Here is an 18,588-nt window from a genome sequence, read left to right on the forward strand (position 1 = left end):
ACTGATACAGCATGCCGACATTTGCCTTAACTTTGCGCACTATGTCAGAAATGCAAAATGTTCAGAAGATTGTTCCTTTTGAAGGATCAAAATTAAGCAAGAAGGAGCAGATAGCGACCATGTTCGATAATATTGCTTATCGATACGACTTTCTCAACCATTTTATGTCGATGGGCATCGATATTATCTGGCGAAAGAAGGCGTTAAACTACCTGCGCGAACTGCAACCTAAAATGATGCTGGACGTTGCAACTGGCACCGGCGATTTTGCAATTATGGCCGAAAAACGCCTGCATCCTGAAAAGATCATAGGTATTGATATTTCAGAAGGAATGCTGGCCCATGGCCGTGAGAAAGTAGCCAAACTGGGGTTGAGCGATAAAATTACCCTGCAGGCAGGAGATAGCGAAACAATAAGTTTTCCCGACAAAACGTTTGATGCCATAACCGTAGCATTCGGGGTTCGAAACTTTGAAAACCTGGAAAAAGGATTGTCAGAAATGAACCGGGTATTAAAACCCGGAGGCAAATTGGTGATACTGGAATTTTCCAATCCGACAGTTTTTCCTATTAAACAATTATATAATTTGTATTTTCGTTATATCACTCCCCTGTTCGGAAAATGGATAGCTAAAAGCCAGGAAGCCTATAGCTACCTGCCAGAATCTGTGAAAGCGTTCCCACAGGGCGAAACGATGAAATCTATTTTAAAAAACGTTGGTTTCCAAGCCGTTACATGCAAAACGCTAACATTCGGTATCTGTTCCATCTATTGCGCAACGCGTTAATAGGTATTCTCCTGTTGCTGGCAGCCCCTAAGGCAAATGCCCAGCAAACCAACCTGAATATGCTGGATCATGATGCAAAACCCTATTATTTCGGTATCACACTGGCCGCAAACCAGTCGTATTTCAAACTGGAGCACTCGCCGGCCTTCCTGGCAACCGACTCTATCATGATAGCCGAACCAATGAAAACCATGGGCTTCAACCTCGGGTTACTGGCTAACGCCCGTTTAACGGAGCATTTCGACCTGCGATTTAACCCGCAACTGGTTTTCGCCTCCAAAAACCTTTACTACCGGGATACCTATCCCAAACCCCAGGATACTGAAAAGAAGATAGAATCTATCCTCCTTTCTTTCCCTGTACAAATCAAATTCAAATCGGACCGTATCGGTAACATGCGCGTATATACGATAGGCGGCCTGAAATACGATTACGATCTTTCGTCCAACGCCAGGCTTCGCCGGGCCGACGACCTCGTAAAGATCCGCAAAGGCGACTACGGTTATGAACTGGGTGCAGGCTTCGAATTCTATTTCGAAAGCTTCATTTTCAGCCCTGAATTCAAGATCAGCAACGGTTTTGGTAATGTGCACGTGAAAGATCCCAACCTCAGGTACTCCAATGTCGTGGATAAACTGCAATCAAGGATGATCGTCTTCTCCATTCACCTGGAAGGATAATACCGTCAATTCATCAACAGATCCGGACATGCTCCTGCTCCAGGCAGCGCACCATGGCTGGATTTCGTGTTTTATGACAGCTCCGGTCGCCAACAAATAGCGACAATGCTAGCTAGTTGTCTCCTATCGTCATACCTTTGCACCATGCAAAACTATCTTATCAGAAATATTGCTGTGGTAAATGAAGGCACAACCACAGTCCAGGATGTTTGGATCAAAGACGGCCGTATCGAGAAAATGGCTCCCAACATTACCGTAACAGGAAATTATACTGAGATCAATGGCGAAGGCAAACACCTGCTGCCAGGGGTGATAGACGACCAGGTACATTTCCGCGAACCGGGCTTAACCCAGAAAGCGACCATTTACACGGAAGCACGGGCAGCAGTAGCCGGCGGTACCACCACTTTTATGGAAATGCCTAATACCAAACCTGCGGCGCTTACCCAGGAATTACTGGAAGATAAATACAACATTGCAAAACAGCATTCGCTGGCTAACTATTCCTTTTTCATGGGCGTGGCCAACGACAATGCAGAAGAAGTACTGAAAACAAACGCAAAGAAAGATATTGTCTGTGGCATCAAAATATTCATGGGCTCATCTACCGGCAATATGCTGGTAGATAACTACCTCACCCTGGAAAAGATCTTTGGCAATACCGAGCTGCTGATCGCTACCCACTGTGAAGATGAAAAGATCATCCGCCAGAACATGGAAACCTTTACCAAAGAGAAAGGCGCCGAAAACCTGACAGCTGCAGATCACCCGTTGATCAGGAACGTGGAAGCCTGCTTTGAATCCTCTTTAGTAGCTATCCAGTTCGCGCAGAAACATAACGCCCGCCTGCATATCCTGCATATCAGCACCGGCAGGGAGCTGCAACTCTTCAGCAACATGTTGCCGCTGGCCGAAAAACGGATCACGAACGAGGTTTGCGTACATCACCTGCATTTCACCGCCGATGACTACGCCCGCTACGGCAACCTGATCAAATGCAACCCGGCGATCAAATCGGCCGATAACAGGGATGCCCTCTGGCAGGGATTATTAGACGACAGGTTAGATATCATTGCTACCGACCACGCCCCGCATACCTGGGAAGAAAAACAACAAGCATATGTACAAGCGCCATCCGGTGTACCATTGGTGCAACATAGCCTGTTGCTGATGCTCGAATATGTAAAGAAAGGCAAACTGACGCTGGAGCAACTGGTGAACAAAATGTCGCATGCTCCTGCTATCTGTTTCCAGATCAGGGAAAGAGGTTTCTTAAGAGAAGGATATTTCGCAGACTGCGTGATTGTAGACCTGGCAGGCAACAGCACGGTAGAGAAACAAAACATCTACTATAAATGCGGCTGGAGCCCATTTGAAGGCCATACCTTCCCTGCTGCGGTTACCCATACTTTTGTTAGCGGGCACCTGGCCTACGAGAACGGCACTTTCAATGAAAGCGTTCAGGGTCAGCGGCTGACTTTCAACAGGTAATCTTACAGATGCAGGATTTTTGTAATAAAAATCCTGCATCTGATATGGAAATTTTTTATCCTTGCATCTACCAACGTATACACTCCTAAAAACGAAGCAGCATGCAATTGGACAAAACCTCCTATTACGATCTCTCTATTTTCAACAGAGACGAAGAGTATTCGCTCTTTCACCGGCTGGATTTCACAACTACGGCAGGAGGACGCGAGTATTTACGTCAGCTCTTCAGCAACCCGCTTCAGAACACCACTGATATCTCCAACCGGCAGGCTGCATTGCAATTCCTGATTTCGAAAGAAGATAACTGGCCGGCCAATATTTCCAACGGCACCGTTGTAGTAGTTGAAAACTACCTGGATGCACAGATAGAGCCTATTTCCAATGCCGACGGCCTTGGGCTGTATATACAGGCATTGATCAATAAAACCCTGTATGCGCCCGACTTCGGATTCATTAAATTCTCTTTTGCACAACTCATCAACCTGTTGAAAGGTTTCAGGGCTTTTATTAATGCGTATAATACAGATGAAACGCCAAAGGTTTTGAAAACGTTGCTGGACAGGGCACAGCAGTTGCTGTCAAGGAAAGATTTCTATGACATCCTGGTAGCCGATGAAGCGAACAAGCTGAACTTCGTTGAGATATTACGTTTTGACAACCACGTGCGCAAGCATCACAGCAAAGTGGTAGCGGAGCTGGTGACCATCTACGAACAACTGGACGCTTATCATTCCATGGCGCTGGCTATGAAAAAATATAACCTGGTTTTTCCAACCTTCATAGACAGCGACAGGCCCGTGATCAATGCTTCACAACTCTATCATATCATCCTTTCCAACCCGGTTGCTTATGATGTAATGCTGGACGATAACAGCCACTTCATGTTCCTGACCGGCGCGAATATGGCCGGGAAAACCACGTTCATCAAAGCTGTTGGTGTGGCCACTTTTCTTGCTCACATCGGGATGGGAGTACCTGCGCAAAAAATGCAGCTGAGTTTCTTCCATGGTATATTCAGCAACATCCAGGTACAGGATAATATCTTTAAAGGAGAAAGTTATTTCTACAGCGAAGTTTTACGTATTAAGAACACCATCATCCAGATCAATAATGGTAAAAACTGGCTGGTGCTGATAGATGAAATGTTCAAGGGCACTAATATTGAAGATGCCCGCAACTGTTCGCTGGCCGTAATCCGCGGGCTGCTGAACAGTTCCAACTGTTTGTTTATCCTCTCTACTCACCTGTATGAAATTGCAGAAGACCTGAGTGATGAAGGACGCATACAGTTTAAGTATTTTGAATCCACAGTGGTGAGCGACGATCTTCATTTTACTTATCAACTGAAAGATGGTATAGCTAAAGAAAAGATCGGGTATCTTATTCTGAAAAGAGAAAAGGTATTGGATCTTTTAAAAGAAATTAAATAGCAAAAACGGAAGCCGGGTTTAAATTCATTAAATTCGGCTTCTTTTTTTATTGTTAACCCAGCTATATGATCGTAAAAACCTTTGGCAGCGCCATTCACGGCGTTAACGCCTTAACCATTACAATTGAAGTGAACGTTTCCTCCAGGGGCAATAAGCTGTTTATAGTAGGCTTGCCCGATAATGCTGTTAAAGAGAGTGAAAGGAGGATAGAATCTGCTATCCAGCACCTTGGATTGCAAATGCCCAGGACACGCACAGTAGTGAATATGGCGCCGGCGGATATACGAAAAGCCGGGGCGGCTTATGACCTGCCCATTGCTATCTGCATGCTGGCTGCGGCCAAATATATTCCGCATACCGAATTAACCCGTTGCATGATAATGGGAGAATTATCGCTGGATGGCAGTGTGCTCCCGCTTAAAGGAGCGCTTTCAATGGCTGTGCAGGCGGCTAAAGAATCATTGGATGCGTTCATGCTGCCTGTACACAATGCGCCGGAAGCATCGCTGGTAAAGGAGATACCCATTCTTGGCGTCAGCAGTTTACAAGTGGCGATAGAACATTTCAAACACGGTAAAAGGATCTCTCCTTTTGTGCCCGACAGGTTAAACAGCATTGAAGATACCTTTACTCCACAGGTAGATTTCCGGGATGTAAAAGGGCAGCTGCAGATCAAGAGAGCCCTGGAGATTGCAGCAGCGGGAGGCCACAACGCTATACTGATAGGGCCTCCCGGAGCCGGCAAAACCATGCTGGCAAAGCGTTTGCCAACCATACTGCCTCCGCTCAGTTTGCAGGAAGCGCTGGAAACAACGAAGATCCATTCTGTGGCGGGAAAGCTGATCAACGATGCCGCGCTGATCTCTCAACGCCCGTTCAGGCATCCGCACCATTCCATCAGCGATACCGCCCTGGTTGGAGGCGGAGGCATTCCGCAGCCCGGCGAAATTTCGCTGGCTCATAACGGGGTGTTGTTCCTGGACGAGTTGCCGGAATTCAAACGAAAAGCATTGGAAGTATTGAGGCAACCGCTGGAAGAAAGAAGGGTGACCATTTCCAGGGCGCGTACCACTATAGAATTTCCTGCGGGTTTTATGCTGCTGGCTTCGATGAACCCTTGTCCCTGCGGGTATTTCAATCACCCTTCGCGTTCCTGCAGCTGCCTGCCCGGGCAGGTGCAGAAATACATCAATAAAATTTCGGGGCCGCTACTGGATCGTATCGATCTGCATGTAGAAGTTACTCCTGTTACTTTTGCGGCGTTAACGCATCCGCAGGCTTCCGAAAGCAGCGCTGTAATCAGGGAACGGGTGGAAGCGGCCAGGAACCTACAGGCAACGAGGTATGCGGCGTATGAAGAAATTCACTGCAATGCACAACTGCCGGCCCAGTTGATACATGCATTGTGCGAGATTGAACCGGCTGGTATTACGTTGCTTAGCCAGGCTATGGAAAAGCTGCAGCTTTCTGCCAGGGCTTACGACAGGATACTGAAGGTTAGCCGCACCATCGCCGACCTGGATAACAGCGCCACAGTACTTCCCAGGCATATGTCGGAAGCCATCAGGTACAGGAGCCTGGACAGGGAAATATGGAAGCGCTAAACAGCTGGCGGGATACTTATTCTATTTTTTTTCTTTAGAAAAAAGCCTGTCGTTACTCAAAAGATTAATCGAATCTCTCATGTACATTATTGCCCCATTGAACTTCTCGTCTCCTTTGGCATTTGAAGTGATCCTATCCACCTGTAAAATATCCAGCGTTGATGGATTTACATAAAAGAGATGCGACATTTCCGCTGGCAGATTATGATCTTCGAATGCCCCCAGGAAATGGAAATCACCATATTTCATGATCGTTTTTTCCTGTTCTGCCTTTGAAAGCGGGAACATATGCAATGAATCCGGCACTGTTCCCCGGCCAAAAATCATCAACTTCTTATCGGGTTGATAAGTTACCATGAAGGGTTCAAAACTGTATACCTTAGTCCAGCCGGTTTTTTGTTCCAGAAATGAAGTATGAGATATCTCGACTGTAAAGCCTTTCCGAAATTTATGGTCAGTTTGACAACTACTTAAGATAAATATTAAAGATAGCAGTACGAATACCTGATTAATTTTTAAGAATGTCATGAAAATGCGCCGTTTATAGTAGTTGTTCTTTAAAAAAAGTCCTTGCCCCGATCCAATCGGCTTGCCGCCATTTTAGGAGATGTGCTACTTCTCCCCGGGTGAATCCCTGTTTCATTTGATGCTGCCAGGACATTTAATAGAACAACTAACTCGGGTTTTTCTACCGATATTAGTTTAAGCTTGATAATTTTTCAGACAGGGCGCATATCAAGCTACCAGACTCAATAAAGAAGCTAAACAGCTACCGTTTCTTTATAGTTTTCGCTTAGCTTTTTTTGCAGGTCGGCGGGTACGGGGGCATAATCTGCAAATTCGGCCTTTATCTTGGCTTTGCCCTGGGTCACGTTTCTCAGGGCGGCAAACAGCTTGTCAATTTCGGCCTGTGGTATCCGGGCTTTGATCACCTGGTTGCCGTTGGCGGCGTCCATACCGGTGATGATGCTGCGGTGGCTTTGCAGCTCGCTCATAATATCTCCCATCATGGTATCAGGAGCGGTAGCTTCAAGGTCGTACACGGGTTCCAGGAGCTGGGGCGCCGCCTGGTGAAATGCATCCCTGAATGCCATCATACCGGCTATTTTGAACGATATTTCGTTGCTGTCGACGGGGTGCATCTTGCCGTCATAAACACTTACCCTTATATCCCGTACATAGGAACCGGTTAGTGGTCCTTCCTGCATTTTCTCCATTACCCCTTTCAGTATGGCGGGTAAGAAACGGCTATCGATTGCCCCGCCAACGATGCAATTATTGAAGACCAGTTTTCCTCCCCAACTCAAAGTAATTTCTTCTGAATCCCGCACCGGGTGGTCTTTATAGGGCGGCATGCCATCGTACCAGGGTTCTATTGCCAGGTATACTTCCCCGAACTGGCCTGCGCCCCCTGATTGCTTTTTATGCCTGTAAGAAGCCTGTGCAGGCTTCTGGATGGTTTCCCTGTAAGGTATCCTGGCGGGAAGGAACACCACCGGCATTTTGTAGATGTTCTCCAGTCTCCATTTCGTTACAAGCAGGTGCAGTTCTCCCTGCCCATGCAGGATCACCTGTTTCAGTTCACGGTTAAACTCTACCAGCAGCGTAGGGTCTTCCAGGTGGATTTCTGCGAGTACTTCACTTAGTTTTTCATCGTCGCCTTTATTTTGCGGCTCCACTGCTACCCTGACTTTGGGAGAAGGGAATTCCAGCGCCGCAATTGGGCCGGGGAAATGTTTATCGCCCAGGGTATCGTTGGTTCGGGTGTTCTTCAGCTTAAGCGTACAGCCGATATCGCCGGCCCGCAGGCGATCTGCGGTATTACGGTTTTTGCCGTCGGCAATAAATAACTGGCTTATTCTTTCTGTGGTATTATTGGCAAAATTTGTCAGTTCCATTCCTGCTTTTACTTCCCCTGCTATCACTTTAAAAAAAGAAAGCCGGCCTATATGAGGTTCTACGAGGGTTTTAAATACAAATATTCCTGTGGGGCCTGCCGGATCTATGGCTACCTCCTTTCCGTCGGCAGTGTGTTCGGCAGGAACGTCTATAGCGGCAGGGGCAACATTGTCTATAAATCCCATCAATCTTCCACTTCCCATATTGTTCCTGGCCGACAAACAGAATACCGGGAATACCTGGTGCTGCAGCATTCCTTTCTGAATTCCTTCTCTTAGTTCATCTTCATCCAGGCTGCCTTTTTCGAAATACAGTTCCATCAGGGTATCATCATTTTCCGCGGCTTTCTCCACCAATTCATTGTGTAATTGCTCCGCTTTCTCTCTTTCCTCTTCAGGGATGGGCAATTTTTCGGGTTTCCCGCCGTCTTTAGGGAAGCGATACATCGTCATTTTAAGCAGGTCGATGATCGCGTTAAACCCCGGGCCCTGGTTAACGGGATACTGCATCAGGGTTACGTTGTTGCCGAAGGCCCGCCTGGCATCTTCAACGGCTTTGGTAAAAGAAGCCAATTCAGTATCCAGCTGGTTAACGGCCAGGATAGTCGGCTTCCGGTATCTATCTATATACTCCCATAATATTTCAGTGCTTACTTCCACTCCATATTGGGCGTTCAGCAGCACTACGGCCGTATCGGCCACGCGGATGGCGGCTATTACTTCGCCGATAAAGTCTTCCAATCCCGGGGTATCTATGATATTGATCTTATAGTCTTTCCATTCCGTGTGTAACAATGTGGCATAAACGGAATTTCCTCTTTCCAGTTCTATTTCGTGATAATCCGACACAGTATTTTTTTCTTCTATAGTTCCCCTTTTACTGATGATGCCGGCTTCGAATAACATTGTTTCGGAGAGGGTTGTTTTGCCGCTTTTGGGTGCACCTACCAGTACGATGTTTTTTATGTGTTTATCATCATACGATTTCATATGTGGAGATTTAAGTGGGAAAATGTGCCTTTTGAAAGAACTTAGTATTAAGTTACTGTTTTTTGACCAAAATAGCATGGCCCTTTCCCTAAATATGTGGCAACATGCAGTACCTTTGCAGCTTAAGACAGAAACGACAGAACGATTTATGAAACTACTACTACATTACCTCAAGAAATATAAATGGCTGGTTGTATTAGCGATGGCATTAGCCAGCATTAACCAGCTTTTTTCGTTGATGGACCCGATGATCTTCGGGTGGATTATTGACAGGTTTGCCTCTCATCCTAAAACCACCGTAAAGGGGGGGGATATTTTCAGGCCGGAAAACACCTATTTAAACGGCGTACTTTGGCTGGTTTTGGCTGCAATTGGCGTGGCCATGGTGTCGAGGATCGCGAAGGCCTTCCAGGACTATTTTGTGAACGTGATCGTACAGAAATTCGGCGCACAGGTATATACCGACGGTTTGAAGCATTCTTTACGCCTGCCATACCAGCAGTTCGAAGACCAACGAAGCGGTGAAACCCTGGCTATCCTGCAGAAAGTAAGAGTGGATTGCGAGAAGTTCATTACTTCCTTTGTGAACGTATTATTCGTTTCGTTGATCGGGGTGGTTGTAGTGATCGTATATGCAGGAATGGTGCATTGGTCGCTGCCTTTCGTATACCTGGTAGGCTGCATACTTCTTTCCATCCTCATGAGTGTGCTGAGCCGGAAGATAAAGGTGATCCAGAAAACCATTGTAAAGGAAACCACTGCATTGGCCGGATCTACTACCGAATCGCTGCGGAACATTGAGCTGGTTAAGAGCCTGGGGCTTACCCAACAGGAAATAAGAAGATTGAACTCCACCACCTTAAAGATCTTAATGCTGGAACTGAAGAAAGTAAGAAGCATACGAAGCATCAGCTTTGTGCAGGGAACTTTTGTGAACCTGATGCGCCAGAGCATCCTGTTCCTGCTGCTCTTTTACATCTACAGGGATATTGCCACCCTGGGGCAGTTAATGACCCTGCAATTGTACTCCTTCTTCATTTTCGGGCCGTTGCAGGAGTTGGGAAATATTATTTTGAATTACAGGGAAGCACAGGTATCGCTTTTAAACTTCCAGAGCATTTTAAATACTCCTGTAGAGAAAATGCCTGACAATCCTATCAAAATTTCGCAGATCGATGAATTAACGTTCAGGAATGTTGGATTCAAGCATTTAACTGCTGCCAACAAGGCTTTGAACGAAGTAAATTTTGATGTAAAAGTGGGTGAAACCATTGCATTTGTGGGGCCTTCCGGCTCCGGCAAAACAACTTTGGTGAAGTTGCTGGTAGGGTTATATAAGCCCAATGAAGGGCATATCTATTACAACGGTGTCGACGCCAATGAAGTGGATATGGAAGAACTCCGCCACCAGGTTGGTTTTGTGACGCAGGACACCCAGTTGTTCGCAGGAACGATCAAAGAGAACCTGCTGTTCGTTAACCCGGGAGCCACAGATGCGGAAATAATGGAAGCGTTGGATAAAGCCTCCTGCTATTCTTTGCTGGCAAGGGCAGACAAAGGATTGGAAACAGTAATCGGAGAAGGCGGCATCAAGATCTCAGGTGGAGAAAAACAACGTTTATCCATTGCCCGGGCCTTGTTAAGAAAGCCTCGTTTGCTGGTATTTGATGAAGCTACCTCGGCGCTGGATTCTATTACAGAAGAAGAGATCACTACGACCGTAAGACAGGTAACAGCAAGCAAGCAACATATTACGGTAATGATCGCGCATCGTTTAAGCACTATTATGCACGCCGACAGGATCTATGTACTGGAAAAAGGCCAGATCGTTGAGGTAGGCAAGCACCAGGACCTGGTAGATGAAAAAGGCCTCTACTATGCAATGTGGCGTCAACAGATCGGCGAACGTAAGGTTGAAGCTGTATAAACAATACAAATTGTCTAAATTTGCCGGATGAGTACAAAACGACCTAATTATTTCATCAGCCTGTTGACGATGAAATGCCCGAGATGCAGGAAAGGCGATATGTTCAGGGACCAAAACCCATTCCATGTAAAGCTCTCCAGGATCTTCAACATGTATGACAACTGCCCTGTATGCGGCCAGAAGTATGAATTGGAAACGGGTTTCTGGTTCGGTACCGGTTATGTGAGCTATGCCTTATCAGTAGCTTTCAGCGTATTTAACCTGATCTGGTACGCGGTATTTTTCGGGATAAGCTGGAGAGACAATAGCATTTTTATCTGGCTGGGAGTTAACACGGTATTGCTGGTATTGATACAACCCTGGCTGATGCGTTTATCAAGGGTTATTTACCTGTACTTCTTTGTGTATTACGATGAGAGTACGAAGCATTTGGAGAAACATAAACATGATCACTAAAAGATAGTTGTTAAGATTTGGGGGCTGTAAAAACAGCCCCTATCTTTTTCAACCAAAATCTGAACCAATGGTGGTCAGAAAATCTTTATCATCTTGCAAAAAACCAATTGAATACTGAGGGAAACATGCGTAACGCGCTGGTAGGCTGTCATTCAGGTGCTTGTCATAACGGTTCGCTAAGCTACAAAATCTATTATTATTTTATTGATTAAATTACACCAATGGTAATAAACGGTTAGTTACCAACACGCTTTATACGTATAGTTACCTACCGGGAGTTCCTTACCTACTTAACCTATTCAAATATATTTGTCGTGCATAAACTGTACTTACTGATACCCTTGCTGGCACTGGCCTGTCAACAAACTGCACCAGGAAACGCTTCATCAATTCCTACAACTGATGGTGCAACAAATAAAAAAATAAGATCCTTTAAAGTATTGAGTACTAGCGAGAATGAAGATAGCGGGGCTTATGAGCTGAACGGGATCAGGGTAACGGTAGTGAATACACTTCCTATGCAAAATATCAACATCAGCCTGCAGGGGAAGCGACTGATCAATTATCTTCATGCAATCGATAGCCCTACAACGGGTATCCCTGTTCCGTCGCTTGTTACAACGAACAAGGATACCATTGTAGTAGTGGATTATCAACAGCAACGTTATTCATTCAGGATAAAAGAGAATAAGGCAACCTTAATAAAACAACGTTAACTAGTTGAAATCAATTGGAATAGCCAGTTTTACACTGAAATTCCTTCCCATATTGAATACGCCGCTCCTGCCTGTCACCTCGTTAACAGGCGCATATTTAAGCCTGCTTAAGTGATTCTGGTAAGCTTCGTCCGTTATGTTATTAACAGCGAAATGTAGAGAAAACAGTGTTTTGTTCTGTTTATTGACAAAATCAGTACCTAAGCCGGCATTCAGCAATGTATAGCCTTTAGTGCTGGTTTCTGTCTGGTAAGCCGAGAAAATATTGTTCTGGGCCATGTTCAGATCCATCTGCAGACCGATGTAAGCGTTGCGCAGCGGGCTTTTTCCTACTGTCTTAAACTTGCCTTTCAATTCGGAAAGCCATCTGCCTGCCGGTATATTAGGCAAATACCTGGTAGAATCGGTACCATTGGCAGTAGTAGCCCTCACGTAAGAAAAAGTATTTTCGAAGTGCAGCCAGTCGATAGGATGCGGATGAATATCGACCATCACCTCGCCTCCGTACAGATGCGCGTTGGTTTGCTGGAACTTGAATGCGGCAAATCCTTCGTCGTTGTCCACCGCTGGAATAGAATCGCTGCCCTGGCTGTTGACAAGTTTACGGGAGAAAATGAAATTATTGATATAGTTGTAGAATACGTTGGCAGTAATGCTGACGTGCTGCGTATTGAAGTCGATGCCGGCATCGGCCTGGGTGCTTACTTCAGGCTTCAGGTCCTGGTTTCCGTATTCATACTTGATAGTTCCTTCGTGCACCCCATTGGCCGAAAGCTCCGCAATGTTGGGCGCCCTGAAACCTCTTGCCACGTTAAACTTAAGGGTAACGCGGTCGCTGGCTTCATAGCTAAGTCCTGCACTGGCGGAAACGTTGGAGAAATTACGGTTAAAAGCGGTGAATTTGGCCGATCCTTCCGGCGCCGGTTGTTCTTCCTCGTTCAGGAACAGGCTTTTTGAATGCAGGCTCCTGTTATCGAACCGTACCCCTCCGCTTAAGGTCAGCTTATTAAAGGTTTTGCTTGTTACCGCGAAAGCCCCTATGTCAAATAACGAATAGGCAGGAATCAGGAACTCGCTTCCCTTGTTTTTATTGTCCTGCTGCATCCCGTTTACGCCCACGGTTGTTTGCCAGCCGTTCATCTCCGGCAAATAGTATTTGAATGCATAGTTGAATGTATGGAGGTTCAGGAAGAGCTCCGGTTTATTCGGTTCCAGTACATCCCCGTACTCGCGGCGGTTATTGACCTGGTAGCCTAAAGTAAGCCCCAACCTGCCGCCATTGTTCAGGTACAGGCTATTATCCCACACGATTTTGTTATGATTGATCTGTTGCTTTGGAACAGCCATGCTGTAATCGCGGTGATCTTTGTTGGTGATAGGCGCTTCATCTGCTTCTCCATCTATTACTACCGGTTTGATAAACGTTCCGTCGCTGGCCCTTTCTCCTTCTACCAGCCCCAGGTGCTGGTTAAACGAAGTAAAGCTCAGGTGGCTGAAACCCCATTCTTTATTGATCCCCAAGGTAGCGCCATAGTTGGTGTTATTGAAGCGGGAATTGAACACGTAACCGTCATATTTATTCTGGTAATCGTGCGCCTGTTTCTGTGTTATAAAAGCGCTCCAGCTGATGCCGTTATTGTTGCCGGCGATGTCGGCGTGGTAAGCCATCAGGCCATTATTACTCTGGTAGTTGGCCTCAACGTTCCCTTTTATTTTACCCAAAGGCAACGGGGCCGGTGGCACGATGTTCACTACCCCTGCCAGGGCATCGGAGCCATATACCAGGGAAGCAGGGCCTTTCAGCACTTCTATCCGGCTAACGTTATAATCGTCGATCTCGATGCCATGTTCATCTCCCCATTGCTGGCCTTCCTGCCTGATACCGTCTCCTACTACCACTACCCTGTTGTAACCCAAACCGCGGATAAAAGGTTTGGAGATAGCAGGACCTGTAGACAGCTGGGTAACGCCTGGCACTTTGGAGATAGCGTCGATGATATTGGTAGAGATATTATCATCCAGGTAATCGCGGCGGATAATGCTAACCGGCGTTGGCGTTTTTTTCATGGAAGTAGCGAGGCTGACGCCTGTCACCACTATTTCATTCTTTTCTATCAACGTTTCAGATAATACAAAGTCTTTTGTTGTTGCCCCGTTTATGGCAACTGTTTCCGTATAAGCGGCATAGCCTATATAGTGTACTTCTACCAGGAACCTTCCTTTCGGAACATTTTTGATGATATAGTTACCCTGCGCGTCTGTGGTTGCGCCCAGTTTAAGATCCGGCAAATATATAGTGGCGCCGGGCAGGCCCTGGTTTGAATTTTTGTCTGTTACTTTTCCTGTCAGTGAATTGGCATAACCTCCTTCAACCGGGTTAGCGGCAAAAGCCGCTGGCATGGCTAATAATAACATGCTCCATAAACTGAGCATGTATACACGCAAATTGTGCATAACAATAAAATAAGTTCAATAATGAATAACCTGCACCAACGGGATGTTCGTGCTTGCAATTAAAAAGGCATTTTAAGCGGTGGCAGGAGGCGCCCGGGGGGAGGAATGATCAACAGTAACGGTGCGGGAACCGGATACTTTTAAAACAGGGTATATCCATTCTACTGGTTCTGCCAATACAAAATAGAATACCGATATGGGCTCATAGGGCTCTATTGCGATCTGGAGAAAGTCGCAGTGCTGGTGCTGAACCGACAATACGGCGCCGTGGTGATGCTGTAAAGAGTCGACCGTATCATGATGCCCTGCAAATTCGTGTATAAACTCCCGTGGGAGGGTATTTAGTGTAAATACTCCCAGTAGGATTATTGATAATATCTTATACCATTTCTGCCTATACACGGCAGCAAAGGTAATGAAATCATTCTATTTGCAACTCCGTTGCAATACAAATATTAATTGACTTTTAACATCGGCCTGACCTGTTGAAAAGGTCCATTCTGGAAACGGGCGTAGTAAATACCTGAAGGAAGTTGTTGACCGTCAAAGGTAAAGGAATAGGCGCCCGCTGTATGGACTTTATTCACAGGTACGCTGATCAGCCGGCCGGTTGTATCGAATACCTGGATCATGGTATTCCCCCCGGTGGTGATATAGGTAATAGTGGTATAGTTAGTGAACGGATTAGGTGCGTTGGTGATCAGTTTTTTCCCGTCTGTGTTCAGCTCCGGGATGCCGGTAATAGTGCCGCAGGCCACTCCGCTGATAAGGGGCAGGCGCTGATAATCGCGCCCCATGATCTTTTGCAGGGTCGTCTGGTCTACACAGAACCATTGTTCCAGGATCGAGGCATAGATAGACCTGAAGTCGTATTGCATGGGGATGTTGTCGGCAACGGCGGTGTTATCAGGAATGGCCGGACTGTTACCCAGCACGCCCTGGTTCACATAGTCGCCAAAAATGATCATTGGAGCGGCTGCCCCGTGATCGGTGCCCATACTGAAATTAGATTTGATGCGCCGGCCAAATTCTGAGAAGGTCATTCCCACTACCCGCCTGGAAACATGCAAGCCTTTCAGATCGTCCATAAACGCTTTGATAGCGTCTGAAACGCCGCCCAGGAGGGCAGCATGACCGCCTTTGCTGGTATCGCCGCTTTCGGTCTGGTTGGCATGCGTATCGAAACCTCCGGTGCTCACCATGTACAACCTGGTCTTTAATCCCCCGGCTACCAAACGGGCAACGATCTTCAGTTGTTCCGCGAGATAATTGTTAGCAGGGTACGGGCCCTGGGAAGTTACTTTGGCAGCGGCTTTCTTGATGGATTGTTCGTAGCTGTTCGTCTGTTTTGCGATCAGGCGAATATATTCCAGTTCTTTTCCCCATTTGGTATTGGGAACAGGATCTGTTATCCCGTCTATCAGGTTATAGAAATCTGTGGCGCTGGTGATGGCAATTCCCATGCTGGCGTTTTCGCCCTGGAAAGCAGGCGAAACGATCGACCCGATCTGGATAGCCAGCGGATCCGGGGCATCGGTATTAGGGTAGCCATCGGGAAAGCCGGGATATTGGCTATCGAGGTATCTTCCGCCCCAACCGGTTGTCAGTACTTCATCGGAATTGGACCCTGTAAGCCAGATATCTGTTGCCCGGAAGTGCGAGAAATTGGGAGTAGGATAGCCTACGCTTTGCACAATACTTACCTTGCCTTCGCCGTATAGTTGCTGGATGCCGGTCATGGCGGGGTGCAGGCCGGATTTTTTATAACTCTCCAGTCGCAGTACTTTATCTTCTTTGATGGCGATATTTGTCCTGGCGGCCTGGTATTTACCATAAATGTCCAACGGGATCACCATGTTCAGGCCATCGTTACCTCCTGTCAGCTGGATCATTACCAACACGTGATCATTATCTGCGGCGGCAGACAGGGCATTGAGCATAGGGGAAGCTGCAAACGCCTTAATGGAAAAGCCATTGATGAATGCGGGCAGTACTGCAGCCGGGGCTGTATATTTTAGAAAATCTCTTCTTTTCATATAAAGGTTTTTCAACTATCAGGCTAGTTGGTATTCTGATAAGTTCATAATGTACTTGAACAGCGCCTGCAACCGGATTTCCACATTCTCTTTCAGCGTTGCATTGTTAGGTGAGGCTACATAGGCATTCCAGGCCTGGGTCCAGTAGTAGTTGCTATCCGGGCTTTGGCCGCTCAGTAATATTGTGTTCTTCAGGAAAGCTTTCAGGTTATCGGAAACGCCTACACGATATAATAGGTTCAGGGCATCGTGGATCAGCGCAACAGGGTCGGCCGGGTTCGGAAGACTGCTGGCGTAGGCCAGCACATCGATCCGCAGGCCGTTTACGCCGTTGTTGCTGATCAGCGCGTCGCTCAGTTTATTTCTTTTTGGAAGCGTATCTGTATTGATCCATAGTTCATGGAAGGCAGGCTCCTGGTAGTAGGCGTCCCAGCCGGCTACCAGCGGCGGATCGCCGAAGTTCTGCAGCATGCCGGCCGCGCTGCCATGGATAAAGGACCAGCCATTATAGAGGTCAGTATAGTTAGAAGGAAACTTGATATTGTATTCCCTGCACATGCCTATGCAGAAATCGGCCGGGCTTTTAATAAGGCAGGCCATATTCAGCGGATCAAAGAAGTGTTCGCTGCTGAACAAGGCGTTGAGCGTGACTTTAATATCATATTCGCTGCTCCTGAAAATATCAGCCAGCGGGGTGATCACGTTTTCTTCGGTGGCGGCGTCGATATCGTAGTAGACGAAGAACCGGTATAATTTCCGGCAAATGAATTTAGCCACTTCAGGTTGAGCGAAGATGATCTTCAACAGGTCGTCCAGTTCTGTCATGCCATCGGGACCAGTTTTACCGGAAATCACTTTGTTCTGGTAGAAGCTGGAAAATTCTTTGTTCCCTATATCGTGTTGTGTGGTATCGAACCTGCTGGTGATGGTAGTTCTGTCGACCCGGTACCCTGTCAGTACCCTGGCGGTAGCTCTTACATCGTCTTCGGTATAATGCGAATCCGGTCCTTTACCTACTGTAAACAACTCGTGCAGCTCTCTTGCATAGTTTTCATCTGCGGCGCCTTTAGAGTTCAGGTAGCCGTTGAGGTATACCAGCATCGCAGGGTCGAGTGTTATTGCTTTGGTAAGGTCTTTAAAGTTGCCCAGGGCATGCTGGCGGAGGGTAAGATTATATTGGTAGATAAACCTGCTATCGTTTACCATGGAAGTTTCGGTCACAAAATGATTATGCCAGAAGAGCACCATTTTTTCGTGTATGCTATGCTGTTGGTTGATCATTTGCCCTGTCCACCAGGCTTTATAAGATGCAATTCTTTTCCTTTCGAGCATTTCGTTGCCCATGGGAGCTGTAACCCATACAGCGCCTGGTGCTACGCCGGTATCATCGATGCCATAGTTGTTTACAGGAGGTTGGGGGTTGGCCTGTGGAGTGAGCAAGGTATCCAGCGCCTGTTGCATGCTCATATTTTTGAAGGCATTGAAAGTAGCGGGCGACACGCCAAAGAGCGTACGTTTAAGCAGGTGAATGATTTCAAGTTCAGTCCAGGGGCCGGTAAAGGGCGCGAGTCCGGAGCTTGTTCTGCCGGCAACAGCAGCAGGTCGCTTCTGGCGATTTGGCGATAAGGTTAGGAATTGTCTGCGATCCATAAATCGATATGGTTGATGGCTAGGGGCCGTTTAGGCTCCAAATTAGTAAAAACTTTAATCTAATGCTAACCTATCGCAAAAATGTGAGGAAATGATAATTATTGGATCAATATGATTAATATCATATCAAGTTGCAAATCAAATAGTTATAGCAAAGAAAATTTGTTTGGAGTCGTGGAAATTCTTAATATTGCCACGATTCCATTTGGAGTTCTGAACCATCGGGGCGTCTCTCGTCCAAAGAAGTGCGCCCCTAGGTTCAGCCTTTGTCACAAGAACAAAAGCAGATCAAATGTCTTATCACCCCGCTTATCACTTAGTCACTTTCACTTATATTTTACGGAACATTTCTTACCTGGACAGCCGATAAGCTGCCCTTCCTGAGTTCCTTTATGTTGTTACTCCATTCGCCGGCTAATTAACCGGCCAGGATCTTTATATCAATTTGATTGAGAAAATATCAAAAAC

General features: G+C 46.6%; 14 protein-coding genes. 8 read left to right on the forward strand and 6 right to left on the reverse strand.

Annotation, left to right across the window (positions count from 1 at the left end; genetic code table 11):
• Nucleotides 1–41: 41 nt before the first annotated feature.
• The 5 genes from ubiE to BLV62_RS16255 all read left to right on the forward strand — a co-directional run bounded on the left by ubiE (nt 42) and on the right by BLV62_RS16255 (nt 5,993).
• A complete protein-coding gene (gene ubiE, locus BLV62_RS16235; protein ID WP_089763018.1) occupies nt 42–788 on the forward strand; it encodes a bifunctional demethylmenaquinone methyltransferase/2-methoxy-6-polyprenyl-1,4-benzoquinol methylase UbiE in 747 nt (248 codons plus the stop codon).
• Nucleotides 773–1,468: a type IX secretion/gliding motility protein PorT/SprT gene (gene porT / locus BLV62_RS16240; protein WP_225889611.1), complete on the forward strand. Its 696-nt coding sequence runs from the start codon at nt 773–775 to the stop codon at nt 1,466–1,468. Before ubiE ends, porT begins: the two co-directional genes overlap by 16 nt.
• Nucleotides 1,469–1,612: 144 nt before the next feature.
• Nucleotides 1,613–2,959 carry a dihydroorotase gene (locus tag BLV62_RS16245; RefSeq protein WP_089763020.1) on the forward strand — a complete coding sequence of 449 codons (1,347 nt, stop codon included), beginning with the start codon at nt 1,613–1,615 and terminating at the stop codon, nt 2,957–2,959.
• A gap of 101 nt (nt 2,960–3,060) precedes the next feature.
• Entirely contained in the window at nt 3,061–4,389 is a 1,329-nt protein-coding gene (locus BLV62_RS16250) for a MutS-related protein (protein ID WP_089763021.1), read from the forward strand.
• A 65-nt stretch (nt 4,390–4,454) separates the two neighbouring features.
• On the forward strand, nt 4,455–5,993 hold the full coding sequence (locus BLV62_RS16255) for a YifB family Mg chelatase-like AAA ATPase (protein ID WP_089763022.1): 1,539 nt from the start codon (nt 4,455–4,457) through the stop codon (nt 5,991–5,993).
• Between the two features lie 21 nt (nt 5,994–6,014).
• Here BLV62_RS16255 and BLV62_RS16260 read toward each other — a convergent pair whose 3' ends face one another.
• Together BLV62_RS16260 and BLV62_RS16265 are read right to left on the reverse strand one after the other, a co-directional pair.
• Nucleotides 6,015–6,521: a hypothetical protein gene (locus BLV62_RS16260; RefSeq protein ID WP_089763023.1), complete on the reverse strand. Its 507-nt coding sequence runs from the start codon at nt 6,519–6,521 to the stop codon at nt 6,015–6,017.
• A gap of 233 nt (nt 6,522–6,754) precedes the next feature.
• The gene (locus BLV62_RS16265) at nt 6,755–8,881 is read right to left on the reverse strand and encodes an elongation factor G (RefSeq protein WP_089763024.1); all 2,127 of its coding nucleotides are present in this window, start codon (nt 8,879–8,881) and stop codon (nt 6,755–6,757) included.
• Nucleotides 8,882–9,029: 148 nt separating this feature from the next.
• On the opposite strand from BLV62_RS16265, the gene BLV62_RS16270 reads away from it, so the two are divergent.
• The 3 genes from BLV62_RS16270 to BLV62_RS16280 all read left to right on the forward strand — a co-directional run bounded on the left by BLV62_RS16270 (nt 9,030) and on the right by BLV62_RS16280 (nt 11,980).
• Complete coding sequence (locus BLV62_RS16270) at nt 9,030–10,808, forward strand: ABC transporter ATP-binding protein (protein ID WP_089763052.1); 1,779 nt, start codon at nt 9,030–9,032, stop codon at nt 10,806–10,808.
• Nucleotides 10,809–10,835: 27 nt separating this feature from the next.
• The gene (locus BLV62_RS16275) at nt 10,836–11,264 is read left to right on the forward strand and encodes a DUF983 domain-containing protein (RefSeq protein ID WP_089763025.1); all 429 of its coding nucleotides are present in this window, start codon (nt 10,836–10,838) and stop codon (nt 11,262–11,264) included.
• A 314-nt stretch (nt 11,265–11,578) separates the two neighbouring features.
• Nucleotides 11,579–11,980 (forward strand): hypothetical protein, encoded by a 402-nt coding sequence (locus BLV62_RS16280; protein WP_139170205.1) that lies wholly within the window; start codon nt 11,579–11,581, stop codon nt 11,978–11,980.
• Here BLV62_RS16280 and BLV62_RS16285 read toward each other — a convergent pair whose 3' ends face one another.
• The 4 genes from BLV62_RS16285 to BLV62_RS16295 all read right to left on the reverse strand — a co-directional run bounded on the left by BLV62_RS16285 (nt 11,981) and on the right by BLV62_RS16295 (nt 18,120).
• Nucleotides 11,981–14,434, reverse strand: a complete 2,454-nt coding sequence (locus tag BLV62_RS16285) for a TonB-dependent receptor (protein ID WP_211117808.1) — start codon at nt 14,432–14,434, stop codon at nt 11,981–11,983. It lies immediately after the preceding gene.
• A gap of 72 nt (nt 14,435–14,506) precedes the next feature.
• Nucleotides 14,507–14,836, reverse strand: a complete 330-nt coding sequence (locus BLV62_RS28115; RefSeq protein ID WP_139170207.1) for a hypothetical protein — start codon at nt 14,834–14,836, stop codon at nt 14,507–14,509.
• A 53-nt stretch (nt 14,837–14,889) separates the two neighbouring features.
• Nucleotides 14,890–16,470, reverse strand: a complete 1,581-nt coding sequence (locus BLV62_RS16290; RefSeq protein WP_089763053.1) for a DUF1501 domain-containing protein — start codon at nt 16,468–16,470, stop codon at nt 14,890–14,892.
• An 18-nt stretch (nt 16,471–16,488) separates the two neighbouring features.
• A complete protein-coding gene (locus tag BLV62_RS16295; RefSeq protein ID WP_089763028.1) occupies nt 16,489–18,120 on the reverse strand; it encodes a DUF1800 domain-containing protein in 1,632 nt (543 codons plus the stop codon).
• Nucleotides 18,121–18,588: the final 468 nt, after the last annotated feature.

Origin of the sequence: Chitinophaga terrae (ex Kim and Jung 2007) (assembly GCF_900107795.1) — a bacterium.
Taxonomy (GTDB): domain Bacteria; phylum Bacteroidota; class Bacteroidia; order Chitinophagales; family Chitinophagaceae; genus Chitinophaga; species Chitinophaga terrae.